Annotated in this window: 13 protein-coding genes; 9 read left to right on the top strand and 4 right to left on the bottom strand. The window is 43.0% G+C overall.

Annotated elements, in window-relative coordinates:
* Positions 1-3: 3 nt before the first annotated feature.
* Positions 4-1362, bottom strand: a complete 1359-nt coding sequence (locus NSS75_RS11380) for an MATE family efflux transporter (RefSeq protein ID WP_044155533.1) — start codon at positions 1360-1362, stop codon at positions 4-6.
* Between the two features lie 275 nt (positions 1363-1637).
* Here NSS75_RS11380 and cdaS point away from each other — a divergent pair, with 275 nt between their 5' ends.
* From cdaS to odhB, 8 genes are all read left to right on the top strand, one after another.
* Positions 1638-2252, top strand: coding sequence for a sporulation-specific diadenylate cyclase CdaS (gene cdaS, locus NSS75_RS11375; RefSeq protein ID WP_268496572.1), 615 nt, complete (start codon positions 1638-1640; stop codon positions 2250-2252).
* Positions 2253-2495: 243 nt separating this feature from the next.
* Positions 2496-3713 carry a macrolide family glycosyltransferase gene (locus tag NSS75_RS11370; RefSeq protein WP_095713109.1) on the top strand — a complete coding sequence of 406 codons (1218 nt, stop codon included), beginning with the start codon at positions 2496-2498 and terminating at the stop codon, positions 3711-3713.
* 397 nt (positions 3714-4110) lie between these two features.
* Positions 4111-5355, top strand: a complete 1245-nt coding sequence (locus NSS75_RS11365) for a peptidoglycan endopeptidase (RefSeq protein ID WP_106022146.1) — start codon at positions 4111-4113, stop codon at positions 5353-5355.
* A gap of 143 nt (positions 5356-5498) precedes the next feature.
* Positions 5499-6089 carry a superoxide dismutase family protein gene (locus NSS75_RS11360; protein WP_024121733.1) on the top strand — a complete coding sequence of 197 codons (591 nt, stop codon included), beginning with the start codon at positions 5499-5501 and terminating at the stop codon, positions 6087-6089.
* Positions 6090-6176: 87 nt separating this feature from the next.
* The gene (locus NSS75_RS11355; protein WP_106022147.1) at positions 6177-7067 is read left to right on the top strand and encodes a MoxR family ATPase; all 891 of its coding nucleotides are present in this window, start codon (positions 6177-6179) and stop codon (positions 7065-7067) included.
* Between the two features lie 10 nt (positions 7068-7077).
* Entirely contained in the window at positions 7078-8994 is a 1917-nt protein-coding gene (locus NSS75_RS11350; RefSeq protein ID WP_268496569.1) for a nitric oxide reductase activation protein NorD, read from the top strand.
* Positions 8995-9222: 228 nt separating this feature from the next.
* Positions 9223-12057, top strand: a complete 2835-nt coding sequence (gene sucA / locus NSS75_RS11345) for a 2-oxoglutarate dehydrogenase E1 component (RefSeq protein WP_339233131.1) — start codon at positions 9223-9225, stop codon at positions 12055-12057.
* A gap of 15 nt (positions 12058-12072) precedes the next feature.
* Positions 12073-13326 carry a 2-oxoglutarate dehydrogenase complex dihydrolipoyllysine-residue succinyltransferase gene (gene odhB / locus NSS75_RS11340; protein WP_059293272.1) on the top strand — a complete coding sequence of 418 codons (1254 nt, stop codon included), beginning with the start codon at positions 12073-12075 and terminating at the stop codon, positions 13324-13326.
* A 57-nt stretch (positions 13327-13383) separates the two neighbouring features.
* On the opposite strand, the gene NSS75_RS11335 is transcribed toward odhB, so the two are convergent.
* Positions 13384-14349, bottom strand: a complete 966-nt coding sequence (locus tag NSS75_RS11335; protein ID WP_339233129.1) for a bile acid:sodium symporter family protein — start codon at positions 14347-14349, stop codon at positions 13384-13386.
* A 240-nt stretch (positions 14350-14589) separates the two neighbouring features.
* Here NSS75_RS11335 and NSS75_RS11330 point away from each other — a divergent pair, with 240 nt between their 5' ends.
* Complete coding sequence (locus NSS75_RS11330) at positions 14590-15927, top strand: sodium-dependent transporter (RefSeq protein ID WP_268496566.1); 1338 nt, start codon at positions 14590-14592, stop codon at positions 15925-15927.
* A 31-nt stretch (positions 15928-15958) separates the two neighbouring features.
* On the opposite strand, the gene NSS75_RS11325 is transcribed toward NSS75_RS11330, so the two are convergent.
* Both NSS75_RS11325 and NSS75_RS11320 read right to left on the bottom strand, forming a co-directional pair.
* Positions 15959-16804: a superoxide dismutase gene (locus tag NSS75_RS11325; protein ID WP_105955027.1), complete on the bottom strand. Its 846-nt coding sequence runs from the start codon at positions 16802-16804 to the stop codon at positions 15959-15961.
* Positions 16794-18692 carry a prenyltransferase/squalene oxidase repeat-containing protein gene (locus NSS75_RS11320; RefSeq protein WP_339233125.1) on the bottom strand — a complete coding sequence of 633 codons (1899 nt, stop codon included), beginning with the start codon at positions 18690-18692 and terminating at the stop codon, positions 16794-16796. The genes NSS75_RS11325 and NSS75_RS11320 overlap by 11 nt, the downstream gene beginning before the upstream one ends.
* Between the last annotated feature and the right edge of the window lie 57 nt (positions 18693-18749).

Raw genomic sequence — 18749 nt, 5'->3', positions numbered from 1 at the left:
CTTTTAAAATTCCTGCTTCAATAAATAACGCTTCTGCAGTTTAACCAGCCTGAAAAACAGCCCGACTGCTCCTGCCGCTAGTCCTGCAATTAACCCGATCCAATAACCGAACGCGCCAAGTCCTGTAAACGTGCCGACCGCATAACCGACAGGAAGGCCGATAACCCAATAAGAAATAAAAGCGGCTGCAAGTGTATAATTGACATCTTTATATCCTCTGAGGGCGCCCTGAATAGGTGCTGCCACAGCATCGGAAAGCTGAAAAAACAGCGCGTAAATTAAAAAGTGCTGCGTTAGCCGGAGGACATCCTGATCAGAGGTGTACATACCTGCGATTTGCTCTCTGAATAAAAGGATACAGGCAGCTGTTAACAAAGAAAAGCCTACTGCCATCATGATGCCGATAAAGCTGTAAGAGCGAGCGTCTTTAAAACGAGCTGCTCCGGCCTCAAACCCGACAACTATCGTTAAAGCCATGGACACGCTGAGCGGCAGCATATATAAAAGTGACGCAAAGTTCATGGCGGCCTGATGGGACGCGATGGTTACTGTATTGAAATGGCTCATCAGCAAAGTGACAGCCGCGAAGATGCTCGTTTCAAAAAACACGGCAAACCCGATGGGCAGTCCGATTTTCAGCATATTTTTGCACGCTTCCCAAGAGAACTTATACATGGTAAGGAAAATGCCATATTCAGAAAACGGCGCTGCTTTATGAATGATGATAAAACTGATGATACAGATGCACCAATACGTAAGCGCTGATGCAATTCCGGCGCCGACTCCGCCAAGGGCAGGCATGCCGAATTTTCCGAAAATAAATACGTAGTTTAACACAAAATTAATCGGCAGTGAACATAGTGTAATCATCATGGTCACTCGTGTTTTTCCTAATGAGTCAATGAACGATCTCAAAACGGTGTAAACAAATAAAGGAAAAATCCCCAAAGATAAAAACCCTAAAAAGTGCTTAGCAATGTCATATACGTGTGCCTCAAGGTTCAATCGGGACAGAACAGGATCAACTATTCCATATCCAACCGCTAAAACGGCGATGCTTAGAAGCGCGGCCACATATACAGCCTGTAAGACAGTAAAGGGAATTTGTTTGGTTTTATCAGCACCTAATAGCTGTGCGACAATCGGGGTGACTGCCATTAATATACCTGCCAGACCAGTATAGACAGGCGTCCAAAGGCTTGAACCAATGGCCACACCGGCTAAATCGGCGGCGCTGACTTTCCCTGACATCACCGTATCTAAAAAGGTCATGAGAGAAAGCCCCGCCTGAGTAATTAAAATCGGAATTAAAATGTGCAAAAGCTGTTTTATCTTTTGTCCGGCGTTTTTGGTTTCTTTCATACATTGATCCCCGTTTCTTTATCATAACGAGAGAAATTATAACATTTTATGTATAAAAAGCAATGAACGCCTGGCCTATTCTTTTTTTGTCGGTTTCGTTTTTCTAAACATTTGGGCATAAATAAAAGAAAGCGAAATAACGCCTAAAAAGGTGCAGATATATTGAATGATTCTTTCCATTTCCATTCTTTACATACCTCCTTTACCAATAGAATGTACATCAATAAGATAAGCATGCGTGCAAAGTTGAAAATATGAAAAGGAGATGAAGGCCCATGCATTACGAACAGATGACAGAAAGTGTATTCACGGCAAAGATACAATCGCATTTAGAACAGATATTAGGGGATGCTTCTCTTATTTTGAAAACGTTACACGAAAAAGATCAATGCCTCCTTTGTGAATTGGATGACTTGGGACGTATTTTTCAGAATATGCACGGCATTGCCTCATCCTTTTATTTGCAATCATACATTGAACAATTTACACCGTCATTTGTGGAACTGGCCAAGGCGATTAAAAATTTATCGGAAAATAAGCATGGCGCGTTAATTGTCATTGAAAGGGCAGACCCGGTTGACGAATTTATTCAAAAAGGAACATCGCTGCATGCAGAAATCAGTGCTTCATTAATTGAAAGCATCTTTTTCCCGGGAAACCCTCTTCATGACGGCGCTTTATTAGTGAGGGATCATACACTCGTCTCAGCCGGAAACGTTCTCCCGCTGACGACACAAGAAGTGGATATTCATCTGGGAACCAGGCACCGGGCGGCTTTGGGGATGTCTGGATATACAGATGCGCTTGTGCTGGTTGTTTCTGAGGAAACAGGCAAGATGTCGTTTGCGAAGGACGGTGTGTTATATCCGCTCATCTCACCGAGAACATAAAAATAAACAAAAGGACCCGAACAGCTTTCGTCTCATGAGACAAAATGACTGGAATAGAACTCTTTTTTAAAAGCATTCATGCCATACTGAATGCTTTTTTTCTTGAAAATAGAAAGTCGGGAAATGTAACCTAGTATAAAAGTTATATTGGATTAATATTAATAAAGTTAAATACTTTACCTGATTTTGTATTTATAGTACTGTATAAAATATTACATAAATTTTAATGGAAGGGTGTGCCGCATGACTAATGTATTAATGATCGGTTTTCCGGGAGAGGGCCATATTAATCCGTCTATCGGTGTAATGAAGGAGCTGAAATCACGAGGAGAAAACATTACTTACTATGCAGTAAAGGAATATGAAGAAAAAATCACTGCGCTTGATATTGAATTTCGTGAATATAACGATTTTAGAGAAGAATATTTCGGAAAAAACGCAACTGGTAATGAGGAAAGAGATTTTGCCGAAATGATATGCGCCTTTTTGAAAGGGTGTAAGGACATCGCCACCCATATTTATAATGAAGTGAAAAACGAATCATATGATTATGTCATATATGATCACCATTTCCTGGCCGGTAAAATCATTGCCAATCTGCTGAAGCTGCCGAGATTTTCATTATGTACGACCTTTGCAATGAATGAGGATTTTTTAAAGGAAATGATGGACACCTTCAATAGCAGACCATTTGAAGACTCACCTTATTACGAATCCTATCAGCAGCTCGCAGAAACCTTAAATGCCGAGTTTCAAGCGGGAATTACCAAGCCTTTTGACGTTTTTTCGTCCGATGGAGATTTGACGATTGTCTTTACGTCAAGAGAATTTCAGCCAATGGCTGAGCAATTCGGAGAAAATTATGTGTTTGTTGGTCCTTCAATTGCAAAAAGAGCCAAAAGCAATGACTTTCCATTCGATGAGATTGACAATGAAAACGTGCTGTTTATTTCTATGGGAACCATTTTTAATAATCAAAAAGAGTTTTTCAACCAATGTCTCGAGGTGTGCAAAGACTTTGACGGAAAAGTTGTGCTGTCCATTGGGAAACATGTTAAACAAAGTGAGTTAAACGATATTCCTCACAATTTTATTGTGCGCCCGTATGTGCCGCAGCTTGAAATCCTGAAAAGAGCCAGTTTGTTTGTCACCCACGGCGGAATGAACAGCACAAGCGAAGGGTTATATTTTGAAACACCGCTCATTGTCATTCCGATGGGAGCTGATCAATTCGCTGTCGGAAAACAGGTGGAACAAGTAGGTGCGGGGAAAGTGCTGAAAAAAGAACAGCTGTCTGAAAACCTTCTGAAAGAAACCATTCAAGAAGTGATCAGCAATCCTGTTTATGCTAAGAATGCAAAAGCAATTGGCCAGTCACTGAAAGCAGCAGGCGGTGCTGAAAAAGCTGCCGGCAGCATTCTTGAATATGTTAAACACAATACTCAATCAGCTAACGCATAGTGTATACAGCCTGTTCATTTGAAATGGACAGGCTTTTAACTGTTTCGGAAAGCTGGGCAGAGTTGCAGTCAGAAGAAGGGATTTGACACTTTGATAGAGAATTGAAAGAAAAACAGACAGGAAAGGAGGAAAATCTGCTTCTTTCATCAACATAAACCAATCATTTTACCCCCGCTTAAATAGTTCCTTAGACTTTCGATAAAGCTATACAAATTATGTAAAGTATTAGGTGTTTATCTAGAGGTTTAAGGTCGAACGAAGCTGAATTTGCTGCCGGATCTATAAAAATTTGTTTATAACGCTAAAAAAGTGACGATAAAACGTATGTGTGCCATTTTTGGAAACAGAATACTAATTATTTCTGTTTGTCTCATAAAAAGTTTAGGAGGTTAAATGAATGAAAAAGAAGATCGTAGCCGGCTTGGCTGTTTCCGCAGTTGTTGGGTCATCGATGGCAGCAGCACCCGCGGACGCAAAAACGATAAAGGTGAAAAGCGGTGACTCTCTTTGGAAACTTTCGCGCCAGTATCATACGAGTATTTCAGCACTGAAATCCGAAAACAAATTGAAATCGTCAATGCTTTATGTCGGCCAAAGCCTTAAAGTTCCTGAAAGCAGCAAAAAAAGCAAAACATCCTCATCAAACTCAAGCAAAACGTCAACATACACCGTAGCATATGGTGATTCCTTATGGATGATTGCCAAAAATCATAAAATGAGTGTTTCAGAGCTTAAAAGCTTAAACAGCCTGAGCAGTGATTTGATTCGTCCCGGCCAAAAACTGAAAATTAAAGGGACAAGCAGTTCAAATGGTTCGAATGATTCGAATGGGCAGAAAAAAAGCAACGGTTCAAATTCTGCAGGCTCATCAAAAAGTACATATACTGTAAAGCTTGGTGATTCTCTGTGGAAAATCGCAAACAGTCTAAATATGACGGTGGCCGAATTGAAAACCTTAAACGGCTTAACATCAGATACGCTTTACCCTAAGCAAGTATTAAAAATAAAAAAAAGCAGCTCATCCAATAGCGGTAGCGGCGGTTCAAAAAAACCGTCAAACTCAAATTCTTCAAAAACAACTACATACAAAGTGAAATCGGGTGATTCGTTATGGAAGATTGCGAATCAGCTGGGCGTCACCGTGCAAAGTATCCGTGATAAGAACAATTTGTCTAGTGATGTTCTGCGAATCGGACAGGTTCTCACCATTTCAGGAACGACTAAATCAAATAATTCCAATAAGACAGTCCCGAAAGACAAACCAGGATCAAACGTTCAAATAGGAACAAAGATTGACAGAATGATAACGGAGGCAAAAAAATATGTCGGTGTTCCGTATCGCTGGGGCGGAAATACGCCTTCCGGTTTCGATTGCAGCGGTTATATTTATTACCTCATTAATAAAGTATCATCTATTTCAAGGCTGAGCACGGCAGGGTACTGGAACGTAATGCAAAAAGTCAGCCAGCCGTCAGTCGGTGACTTTGTTTTCTTTACGACGTATAAATCCGGACCGTCTCACATGGGGATTTACTTGGGCGGCGGCAATTTTATTCATGCAAGCTCCGACGGTGTGGGCATTTCCAATCTCAGCAATTCGTATTGGAAACAGCGCTACCTGGGAGCACGAAGCTATTTTTAAACTATGAGCATCGACATTAGACAGACGGGGCGTTTGGGCAGGACGTCCTGCTGCCCTAATGTAAAAGCCTTTTAAAAGGCTTTTTTTAGTTTATATCGGAATATGATTGACCAGACTGTTAGAAAAAACAAGGGGGAGACAGCATGAATCGTTTCTTGCTCCTTATCGTGCTGGCGGCACTGGGTCTTGCGGGATGCAGTCAGGAAACACCTCCCGATCATCCGCGGCGGGTACCGGAAAAAAAGGTAATAGAAACCTCAGCGTTTCGTCATCAGATTCAGCTGGTCAATAGAGAAGGCAAAAAAGTCGGGTTTATTGAAATAAAAGAGTCAGAAGACGAAGGGCTCGATTTTCACATCTCAGCACATAGCCTGACACCTGGGGCTTCACTCGGGTTTCATATTTATGAAAAAGGATCATGTGTCAGGCCGGATTTTGAATCGGCGGGCGGACCTTTTAATCCGCTGAACAAAGAACACGGCTTCAATAATCCGATGGGACATCATGCCGGAGATCTTCCGAATCTTGAAGTCGGCGCAGACGGGAAAGTAGATGTTATTATGAATGCGCCTGAAACCTCTTTACAAAAAGGAAGCAAATTGAATATTCTCGACCAGGATGGCAGCGCGTTTATTATTCATGAACAGGCTGACGACTATTTGACGAATCCGAGCGGAAATTCAGGAGCGCGAATTGTCTGCGGAGCACTTTCTGGCAATAACGAGAAACAGTAATATAGCGGGAGCCCTTTTGTATTGAGCATACAGGGGCTTTTTTAGTATACTCGTTAATGGAATACGAATAGGAAAGGAAACCTGTCTATGACATCTCAATTGCAGCACTTAACATTGCCGGAAGATATACAAAATAAGCTTTTATCATATAAAAGCCAGTCGATTTCTCCAGAATTTCAATCGCTTATCGGGACATCAGGCTATGAGGCGGAGGATGAAGCCATTTTATTCGATGCCATTATCGCATTAGCGATGGGGAAAAATATCCTGTTAAAAGGACCTACAGGCTCAGGTAAAACTAAGCTGGCAGAAACATTGTCCAGCTATTTTCATAAACCAATGCACAGTGTCAACTGCTCAGTTGATTTGGATGCTGAAGCGCTGGTCGGCTATAAAACCATTGAAAATCAATCTGGCCAGGCGACGATCGAGTTTGTCTCGGGACCTGTGACAACGGCCATGAATGAAGGCCACTTTCTTTATATAGATGAAATTAATATGGCAAAACCGGAAACCCTGCCAATCTTAAACGGTGTATTGGACTACAGAAAAATGATGACAAATCCGTTTACAGGAGAAGTCGTTCGGGCAAAAGAAGGGTTTGGAGTCATTGCTGCCATCAATGAAGGCTACGTCGGAACCGTTCCGCTGAATGAAGCGCTTAAAAACCGTTTTGTCATCATTGATGTGCCTTATATTAAAGGCGAGCTGCTGAAACAAGTACTCATGTCTCAGTCTGCCCTTCATGATGAGAAATTGATTGACCGGTTTATCACGCTGTCTTCTGATCTGATCGTTCAGGCCAATAACGGGCAGGTGTCTGAAGAAGCGGCATCCATCAGAGCTTTAATTGATACGTGTGATTTAGCCGCTTATATTCCGCCGCTACGCGCCATCGAACGCGGAATTGTAGAGAAGCTTGACGATGACCGTGAAAAGGCGGCGGTCCGAAATATCGCAGAAACTTTGTTTGAATGAGGGATGTGCGATGAAATTTATCAAATTTAATGACAGCACAATTGACTCGTTTTTATTTATGATGCTGACCGATTTGGCCAAAACGCTCACCAAAAGTGAGGCAGTGGAAGTGGAGTATGGCGTTCAGTCCTACTACAACCCATTTGAAAAAAAAATCTACATGAGCCACTTTTGGAAGGACAGAGCAGCTGAAGATATGGAAGCAGGTCTCAAAAGCGATGTCTACCTTCGATCGGTCGGAACAAAATACAGCTCGCTGCAAGAGTTTGCGAGCCTTTTGAATTATATCCAGCACAATCTTACGTACAAAAGCTTTGCCAAACAGCTGTTTATGCTGCTTGAGGACATCAGAATTGAAGAGTGTATCAAACACGAGCGTCCTGGTACAAAGCATGTATTTGCAAAACGAAAAGACATGTACAGAAAACATTTCTCCACGCAGCTGACTTTAAATTTAGAACGAAGCATTTTTACGGATGCGCTCTTTTGCGCCATGTATGTCAAGCTGACGGCGGAATCGCCTCTGGAAGCCATCCCGTCTATGCGTGATGATATTGATCTGATGCGTCCGTTTATCGAACAGCAGCTCTTGTGCGTGTATGAAGCTGATTCTACACATCACGTTCTGAAAATTGTCGAAGATATCATGGACGGACTTGAAGAGGTGCTTGATAAAGACATGCTGAATACCTACTTCTTTTTGCCTGAGTTAGATTATGCAAAAGCTGCCGAGCAGCCGTTATTTGAAGAAGAGAAAAAAGCGCCGAAGCTGAGCGATGACATAACGCTTCCGAAAAAGTCAGACGGCGATGAAGATATTCACGATGAAGAAATGCCGACTTGGCACCGTGAAACAGAAGCGCCGTCTAAAAGCTTCCTTCAATTTGATATTGAACACGGTGCAAAATCCGATTTAGGAAAAGATGCTTCTCGTGAAGGGGACGATGGAGACCAGGCCCTCGGCTCTGTTCAAGGTTCAGCCAGACAGACAAAACGAAAAGACTATTCCAAACTGGAAGCGCTGGAGTCCAAAAAAGACCAGCCGAACGGTGCGGGTCTTGCCGACGGAAAGGAAAATAAATTCGCGTTTGCGATTTATAAAGAACCGCAGCCTGCAACACAAGATGAAGAGCTTTCTTATAAACAGCAGGCAAAATCGATCGAATCGTATCAGAAGCGTTTGAAACAGATGATTCAAAAAACGCTTGAACACAAAAAAACGCTGCCAAGGACTGACCTTCACGCGGGCCGTCTGAACAACAAGCTTCTCCGTTATTTTACGGAGCGGAATCCGCGTCTTTTTTACAAAAAACAAGAGCCTTCTTCAGAAATTGACGCTGTTTTCACATTGCTGGTCGACTGTTCAGCCAGCATGTTCGACAAAATGGATGAAACGAAGCGGGGAATCGTATTGTTTCACGAAGCCCTGAAGTCGGTAGCAGTCCCGCATCAAATTGTCGGTTTCTGGGAGGATACAAACGATGCGACCGAAACGAGTCAGCCGAACTATTTTAATACGGTAATTCCATTTCAGTCATCCTTAAGACAGGCGGCGGGACCGGCGATTATGCAGCTTGAACCTGAGGAAGACAACCGTGACGGCTATGCGATCAGGCAAATGACGAAAAAAATGCTGCAGCGGAGCGAGGCGCAAAAATTCTTAATCGTGTTCTCTGACGGAGAGCCGGCCGCATTTGGTTATGAGCAAAATGGAATTGTCGATACAAGTGAAGCAGTTATCGAAGCTCGAAAAAGAGGGATAGAAGTCATAAATGTTTTTCTCTCCAACTCGGAAATTGAAGAATCACAAATGAAAACGATACAGGATATGTACGGGAAGTTCAGTATATTTGTCCCGGATGTCGATCAGCTTCCGGATGTACTGTATCCGCTTCTTAAAAAACTGCTCCATAAAAGCATAGGATAACCCTTTATTCTATGCTTTTTGGCGTTTCTTTTTTTAAATGATTAAATTTTTTGTTTTTTATAAAGGTTTTTTACTATTTTGTGAACAATCAAGGTAGAATCAAATTGCAAACAGTGGTAAAATATCGTTGGAAGCGTTTTTATTACATAATTTTGGACACAGCGTTCGAAAGTTATTTTAAGATAGTGAATAAATCACTTGATTATCTAGGTTGGGGGTAATATTCAAATGTTTCAAAATAATATGAAACAACGAATGAATTGGGAAGATTTTTACGGTCCGAACCTCGGCTATGCGCTGGAGCTTTACGATCAGTACACCCAGGATCCGAACAGCATTGATCCGGATCTGAAGGAAATGTTCGACGAACTCGGAGCTCCTCCAAGCGATATAAAAGAGGCATCGGGAACAAAAGAAAAGGGACGTGTTACAGCCGATCTGATACAAAAGATCGCATCAGCAATCAGACTTGCAGAAGATATACGAACCTATGGCCATTTGAACGCTTCCGTCAATCCGCTCAGAAAGGATGGGAAAAAGAGCGAGCTCTTTCCATTATCCGATTACGGGCTAACAGAAGAGGAAATACAAGAAATACCTGCGTCGGTCATTTGTAAAGACGCTCCTACAAACATTACGAACGGTTTAGAAGCCATTCAATATTTGCGAAATACGTATAAAAGAACCATCTCATTTGAATTTGATCATGTACACGATTTTAAAGAGCGCGAGTGGCTGACTCAAAAGATTGAATCCGGTGAATTGTTCCAAAAGAACTCAGCCGAAAAGCTGTCAGCTGTGCTGGAGAGACTGATGGAAGTAGAGGGATTCGAGCAATTTTTACACCGGACCTTCGTCGGGCAGAAGCGTTTTTCAATTGAGGGTCTGGACGCTCTCGTTCCAGTGCTTGATGACATAATTGCACAATCTGTCAAATCAGGTACAACGAGCGTCAACATCGGCATGGCGCACAGGGGCCGCCTGAATGTGCTGGCACATGTGCTGGGCAAACCGTATGAAATCATATTCTCAGAATTCCAGCACGCGCCTAACAAAGATCTTGTCCCGTCTGAAGGATCAATCGGCATCAGCTACGGATGGACGGGGGATGTCAAATATCATCTGGGAGCGAACCGTGAGCTTCATGACGCTGAAACGAAGTCAGCGCGCATTACGCTGGCGAATAACCCGAGCCACTTGGAATTTATCAATCCGATTGTTGAAGGCAGCACAAGAGCGGCGCAGGAAACAAGAACACATAGCGGATATCCGGTTCAGGATGAAACAAAATCACTTGCGATTTTAATTCATGGAGACGCTGCGTTCCCGGGGGAAGGAATTGTAGCTGAAACATTGAATTTAAGCTCTTTAAAAGGGTATCAAGTCGGCGGTGCGATTCATATTATCGCCAATAACATGATCGGATTCACAACAGAAAGCGCTGAATCAAGATCAACAAACTATGCCAGTGACCTGGCGAAGGGCTATGAAATTCCGATTGTTCACGTAAATGCGGACGATCCTGAAGCCTGTCTTTCAGCTGTTAAGTTTGCGGTAGAATACCGAAAAACATTCAACAAGGACTTTCTGATTGACTTAATCGGGTACAGACGCTACGGACACAACGAAATGGATGAGCCGTCAACTACTCAGCCGATGCTGTATGACGCTGTAAGAAAGCATCCGACTGTCAAACATATTTTCGCGGAAAAGCTCATTAAAGATGGGGTGCTAACCGAGGAAGTTGTTCAAAACATTGAAAAGTCGGTAACGAAACGCATAGAAGACGCTTATCAAAAAGTGCCGGCTAAAAAGGAACCTATCGCTTGTGAAATAGAACTTCCGGAACCTGTTTCAAACGGCTTTCCGGATGTAGACACATCTATTGATTTTGATGTGCTCCGCAAGCTGAATGGCGAATTGGTCAATTGGCCGGAGTCGTTTAATGTATTCGGTAAGCTAAAACGCATTTTAGAAAGACGGGCCAAGGCGTTTGATGATGACAGAAAAGTGGAATGGTCATTGGCTGAATCTCTCGCGTTTGCTTCCATTCTGAAAGACGGAACACCGATTCGATTAACAGGACAGGATTCTGAGCGCGGAACGTTTGCCCAACGAAACCTTGTACTTCACGACAGTGAGACAGGCAAAGAATTTGTGCCTTTGCACCATTTGTCAGATTGTGATACATCATTTGCCGTTCATAACAGCCCGCTGTCTGAAGGATCGGTTCTCGGCTTTGAATACGGCTATAATGTGTATTCACCTGAAACACTTGTCCTTTGGGAAGCGCAGTATGGGGATTTTGCCAATGCTGCTCAAGTGTACTTTGACCAATTTATTTCTGCCGGACGAGCAAAATGGGGCCAAAAATCTGGATTAGTGATGCTGCTGCCGCACGGTTATGAGGGACAGGGCCCTGAGCATTCAAGCGGTAGAATCGAGCGGTTCCTGCAGCTAGCTGCTGAGAATAACTGGACGGTTGCCAACCTGACAAGCGCCGCTCAATATTTTCATATATTAAGAAGACAGGCTAAAATGCTGCTGCGTGAGGAAATTCGTCCGCTCGTCATCATGACGCCGAAGAGCCTTCTGCGCAATCCGAATACCGTTTCTGAAGTGCAGGAGCTCAGTGAAAGCCGCTTCCAGCCTGTTTACGAACAGTCAGGACTTTCTCATGAGTATGAAAAAGTAACGCGGCTCGTATTATCCAGCGGTAAAGTATCTATAGACATCAGCGATCATTTCAACAAGTTAGAAGACGGGAAAGAGTGGCTTCACATTGCGAGAATTGAACAGCTGTATCCATTCCCTGCAAAAGGAGTCAAAGAATTATTTGCAAAGCTTCCGAACCTAAAAGAAATCGTTTGGGTTCAGGAAGAGCCGCAGAACATGGGGGCTTGGAGCTACATCAGCCCTTATTTGACAGAACTTGCACCAGAAGGAGTAAGCGTTCAATATATTGGACGAAGAAGACGATCCAGTCCTGCAGAGGGAGATCCGACAGTTCATAAAAAAGAACAGGAACGTATTGTATCTGATAGCTTGACTCGCAAAAACTAAGGGGGAAATGAAAAAATGGCGGAAATTAAGGTACCTGAATTAGCAGAATCAATCTCAGAAGGAACAATAGCCCAATGGTTAAAGCAGCCCGGTGATTATGTAGAACAGGGTGAATATCTGCTTGAACTTGAAACGGATAAAGTAAATGTTGAATTGACAGCAGAAGAATCGGGTGTTCTTCAAGAGGTATTGAAAGATTCGGGTGATACCGTCCAAGTTGGAGAAATTATCGGTACCATTACAGAAGGCGCGGGTGAAAGTTCTGCCCCTGCTCCTTCAGAGAAGGCTGAAAGCAAAGAAAGTGAAAAAGAAGAAAAGCAAGCTGAACCAGCGGCGCAAGAAGTGAGCCAGGAAGCGCAAACTGAAGCAAAATCAAGAACAATCGCATCTCCTTCTGCACGTAAGCTGGCGAGAGAGAAAGGGATTGACCTGTCTCAGGTTCCGACTGGCGACCCGCTTGGAAGAGTGCGCAAACAGGATGTTGAGGCGTATGAAAAACCGGCTGCGAAACCAGCTCCTCAGCAAAAACAGCAGCCGCAGGCTCAAAAAACACAGCAAAGCTTTGAAAAGCCTGTTGAAGTGCAAAAAATGTCACGCCGCAGACAGACAATCGCAAAACGTCTAGTCGAAGTACAGCAAACATCTGCGATGCTGACTACATTTAATGAAGTTGACATGACGGCTGTTATGAATCTTAGAAAACGCCGCAAAGACCAATTCTTTGAGCAAAATGAAGTGAAGCTCGGCTTTATGTCTTTCTTTACAAAAGCTGTTGTAGCGGCTTTGAAAAAATATCCGCTCTTGAATGCAGAAATTCAAGGCGATGAGCTGATTGTTAAAAAATTCTATGATATCGGAATCGCTGTCGCAGCTGAGGAAGGACTTGTCGTTCCAGTTGTACGTGATGCAGACCGCCTGACATTTGCAGGCATTGAAAAAGAAATCGGCGAGCTTGCGAAAAAAGCGAGAAGCAATAAATTGACCCTTGGTGAGCTGCAAGGAGGCTCATTTACAATTACAAACGGAGGGACTTTCGGTTCACTCATGTCGACACCGATTTTAAACAGCCCTCAAGTTGGTATCCTGGGTATGCATAAGATTCAGCTGCGCCCTGTCGCAATTGATGAAGAACGTTTCGAAAACCGTCCGATGATGTACATTGCATTATCTTATGATCACCGGATCGTAGATGGTAAAGAAGCAGTTGGATTCCTTGTCACAATTAAAAACTTACTAGAAGATCCTGAACAGCTTTTGTTAGAGGGATAAAACAAAAAAGGTACATCACGGATAAACGTGATGTACCTTTTTATATACAATAGAATGTTAAAGAGTCAGTTCTGTGCTGTTTGAATCTTCTTTTGGATTCTTACCTTTTTTAGACCAATATGTAGCGAGCAGGGAGCCCGAAAGGTTGTGCCATACACTGAAAATCGCGCTCGGAACGGCAGATAGCGGTGAAAAATGTGCCGTGGCAAGTGCTGCGCCAAGCCCTGAGTTTTGCATGCCGACTTCAATTGCAATTGCTTTTTGAGACGCATAATCCATTTTTAACAGCTTTGCACATAGAAATCCCAGTAAATATCCAAACCCGTTGTGCAGGATAACTACTGAAAAAATAAGCAATCCTGATTGAAGCAGGTTTTCCCGGTTGCCGCTTACAACAGCTGACACAATCGCAACGATGCCGATGACTGAAACAAGCGGCAGGGCATGAACGGCTTTTGCGACCTGTTTTTTGAAAAACATTTTGACGACTAGGCCTGCAATGATTGGAAACAATACAGCCTGCAAAATCGAAATAAATAACGAGCCAGGTGAGACAGGCAGCCATTCCTTGGCAAACAGCATAATCAAAACCGGCGTCAAAACCGGTGCCAACAAGGTGGAAATCGTTGTGACAGCAACAGACAGGGCCGTATTGCCTTTTGCTAAAAATGTCATGACATTAGAGGCAGTTCCACCGGGACAGCAGCCAACGAGAATAACGCCTACCGCGATTTCCGAGGGGAGATGCAGGCCATATGCTAAGCCGAAAGCAACAAGCGGCATAATCGTATATTGGGCAATCACTCCGATAATGACGTACAAAGGTTTTCTGATCAGCTCTTTAAAATCATCGGTTTGCAGTGTTAGCCCCATTCCAAACATAATAATGCCAAGAAAAATCGTAATATAAGAACTGATCCAAGAAAATAATGACGGGAAAGAAAATCCGAGCACGGCAAAAATAATGACCCAGATTCCGAAGGTTTGTCCCGCGAAATGACTTATCTTTCTGATGTTTTCCATAAAAACACTCCTCATACACTGATCAAGAACTCCAGCAGAAATCCTTACAGATTTTTTGGTATTCCCCTATTATAATTAATTTTCTGAATAATTCAATATTAATAGATTGACTGTGATCTGATATATCCATGGAGATAGATGATAAATATATTATGTAATCTAATCAAAATATTCTTGACTATATAGGTAGATATTCTTACAATGAACCTTTAAACTGTTTTGGAAAATAGGAGTGATAGGGTGAAGGAAGCTAATCAATGGTCTTCGAAGCTGGGCTTTATTTTAGCTGCGGCTGGATCGGCTATCGGTCTCGGTGCAATATGGAAATTCCCATATGTAGCAGGCACCAGCGGAGGAGGCGCGTTTTTATTTATTTTTATTTTATTTACAATTTTAATCGGACTGCCATTATTGCTCGGTGAATTCATCATAGGCAGAAAAACACAGCAAGATGCCGTCCAATCCTATAAATCTCTTGCTCCAGGGTCTAAGTGGCATTGGATAGGCTATTTGGGCATGGCGACGTGCTTTATTCTGTTATCATTCTACAGCGTCGTCGGCGGATGGATTTTAAATTACATTTTTAAAGGCTTTACCGGCGGTTTATCGCATACGTCAGGATTTGATACGCTGTTTGCGAATACTATTTCAAATCCTTATTTGGCTGTAGGAGGCCAGCTGCTGTTTATGCTGGTCACAATTTTGGTTGTCGCAAAAGGTGTAAGCAGCGGAATTGAAAAAGCAAGCCAAATTTTAATGCCGGCGCTTTTTATATTATTTATCATTTTAATGGTGCGTTCAGTTACACTTCATGGAGCGATAGAAGGTATTAAGTTTTTCCTGACACCTGATATCTCTGCGATTGACGCCAATACGATATTATATGCGATGGGCCAGTCCTTCTTCTTATTAAGTGTCGGTGTATCTGTAATGGTAACGTATAGTGCTTATCTAGAGAAACAAGAAAATCTGGTGCAGTCTGCTGTATCTGTTACGGTTTTGAATGTCCTTGTCGCCATTATGGCGGGCATCGCGATCTTTCCAGCTGTTTTTTCATTCGGTCTCAAACCGGATCAAGGGCCTGTTCTGTTATTTAATGTGCTGCCGACTGTGTTTAATCAAATGCCGTTCGGAATTGTCTTTTTATTAGCATTTTTAATTCTATTTTTATTTGCGGCACTGACCTCTGCGTTTTCAATGCTTGAAATTTTGGTCGCTGTGCTTTCTAAAGGCGATGTGAGTAAAAGAAAACGATTTGCCTGGATCGGCGGGATTGCTATCTTTCTGGTCGGCGTACCGTCTGCGTTATCATACGGGGTTTTAAGTGATGTTACCATTTTTCACATGTCTATTTTTGACGCAGCTGATTTTCTGGTCAGCAATATTTTAATGCCGTTAGGAGCGTTATTGATTTCTTTCTTTGTACCGTTAAAAATACCGAAAGAGGATTTGTTTAACGAGCTGAAAAGCGGCTCAAACCTCAAGCGAAAGTGGTTTGCGGTTTGGCTTCTGCTGATACGTTATCTTTCACCTGTTGCAATCATTATTGTATTTTTACATGTATTAGGTGTTTTTTAAAAAATGAAGCCCCCTGGAAAAGGGGGCTTTTTTAATAGAGTTTCCATACAACTTCTTTTGCCTGTTCAAAACGTTTTTCGGCTTCACGCCAATCGACTACGTTCCACCAATGATCAACATAGCTCCCGCGGTCATTTTTATATTGCAAATAGTAAGCATGTTCCCATACATCAAGCGGCAAAAGAGGGATAACATCCCACTGGCTGAAGTGCTGGTGCTTCTCTGCGGCTAAAATCTCAAGCCGTCCGGAACGAGGGGACCAGACAAGAATGGCCCACCCGACACCCTCCACTTTTTTTGCAGCTTGGGTAAAATGCTCCTTAAAGGCTGAATAGCTTCCAAATGAAAGATCGATCATTTGAAACAATGCTCCAGTAGGACGTCTTTTTCCGTTTGGATGCATAGAAAACCAAAAAATACTGTGCAAATAATGGCCAGCTCCATGAAATGCCAGCTCTCTTTCCCAATGAGTGATCAAGTCATAGTTCTTTGAAGCTCTGGCATTCTTAAGCTCCAATTCTGCTTTATTCAGTCCGTCAACATAGCTTTGATGATGCTTTGTATGATGAAGCACCATAATATCACGTGAAATATAAGGTTCTAAAGCGGAGTACTTGTACGGAAGCTTTGGGAGAACATGTTTTCCTATAGGAACGAAGGCGCGTCTTTCACCTGTTTCTTCTGATTGTGTAATATCACGATAGAGTGTGGCGGCCTGCTGATACCACTCTTCTTCTGTCGTCTGGTCATCCTCCAGCGCTTCAATCATCTTTTCGATTTGATCCTCAAATTGATCAAGCTGTCCTCGTTTTTGAATCTGATCTTTTAAGGCTTCACACCAATTGAACATCTCGGTTTGATAAGATTCACGTTTCATTTGCTGTCTCCTTTTCAATAGAATTCAAATACTTGCTGACAGCCAGCAAAGGGAACACATAAGGATAACTATGGTACCGAATATAAAATTGCTTTGGCAGCCCGATTCCCACTGGATAAGTCAAGCTTCTACCGTCATGAGAACTGCTGTCCATGAGGTAGTTCATTCCTTTTACAATTGCTGGATGACTGGGTTTTTCATATTGCAATAAAGCATCTAAAGCCCAGGCAGTTTGTATAATGGTTCCTTCTTTAAGCGGCACATAGGTTTTGACCTCAGCGCTTTTGCAGGATTCACCCCAGCTGCCGTCATCATTTTGTACGGTTTTGAGCCACCGGATTGCCTTTTGTATCGAAGGATGTGTTCGAACAACTCCGCAGGCGTGCATACCGGTCAAGGCAGCCCATATGCCATAAATGTAGCAAACACCCCATCGTCCGTACCAAGATCCATTACGTTCCTGGTTTTCAAAAAGCCAGTTCACAGCAAGCTGAATGTGGTGATGTTTTACTGAAAAGCCGGCTTTTTCACCTAAAAAGTGCAGCACACGCCCGGTAAGGTCGGCGGTGGAGGGATCAACAGCCGCATCCTCGGCGGATTCAAGCGGGAGATGGCGGATAAGAGGGTGGTTCACATTTTTTTCAAAGGCGGAAAACCCTCCATCATTGTTCTGCATCGATAAAAGCCAAGCCACACCTCGCTCCCAAGAAGAAGGAGAGAAGCTGCGGGGAATTGCTTTTAAGACGGCTGCGGTGTCGTCACAATCAGGGTTATTCGTGTTGATATTTGAAAATCCCCAGCCGCCTGGAGATACATTTGGATTTTTGACAGACCAATCTGCTATCTTGGTATGCTGCCGCTTTTGTAAAAAAGAAGCGGCTTTTGTAATTGTACCGTCTGTTTCGGCTACGCCGTTTTGCTGAAGCGCATAGGTGATTAATGCAGTATCCCAAACAGTGGATGTGGAATTTTCTAAATAAGGAATGCCGCCGCATTCAGTCACCAATGCTTTGATGCCATTTATTGCCCTTCGGATGACCGGTGAATGGCGTGACACACCAAGTGACAGAAGGCTGTATACCATAAATATTGTGGCGCTTGCATAACTGTACAGTGTGCCGTCTTCTTCAATCCGGTCAAGCATATACGTTTTAGCTGTGTGTAAGCCCAGCTCCTGAAGAGCAAAGGGTGCACGAAAAATGCGCTTCCAATGAGTCAGAACAGAAGAGAGGTCTCGCTCCTCGAAGGCATCGGAACGGAGCCAAGTCAAAGGATTTTTTGTCATGTGCGGGTCGAGGTGGCGGAGAGATTGAATTTTGCGGTTTTTTAGTGTGAATCGCTGATTGAGTGTTACGGCCATCGGGGTAAAGTGTATACGGGCATATGTGCTGAACTGATAAAAATGAACCGGGAATGTTGGGGGAATTGCTAAAAGCGACAATGGCAAATATAAAACGGGCCAAGGGTAAAGGCCATTTGCTGCAAGCATCCATTTTGTCATAAAATGAATATTTCTCAAGCCGCCATGTGATGCAATGAATTGTTCAGCTTTTTTCATGTGCGGATCAGTTCGATGGCAGCATCCTGAAGCCAGCATTCCGACATATCCTTGGACGGTAGCTGTTATATTGCCGCCTGTTTCGTCAGGAAAATTGTTAAACGTTCCGTCTGGCTGCTGATTTTCGCGAATGCCGGCTGCAAGCGCCGAAATGAGTTCTTTTTCATTTTCACCTTCATCAAGTGAGGTGAGGAGCAGAATAAAAAAAGAATTCGTCATGATTGGCCCTTCAAAGCAAAATGTCCAAGAACCGTCATCATTTTGCCTATCTTTCAGCTCTGAAATGGTGTTTTGCTGATAGCGCCTCACCTTCTCCTGAAGTGTGCTCATCCCGCTCAACTCCTTCAGAAGATATATATTCACCTGCTTTTGCCGCCATTACTGAAA

Origin of the sequence: Bacillus sp. FSL K6-1012 (assembly GCF_037964915.1) — a bacterium.
GTDB lineage: Bacteria > Bacillota > Bacilli > Bacillales > Bacillaceae > Bacillus > Bacillus halotolerans.
The sequence above is the reverse complement of the archived record's forward strand: the minus strand, read 5'-3'. Positions and strand labels throughout refer to the sequence as shown.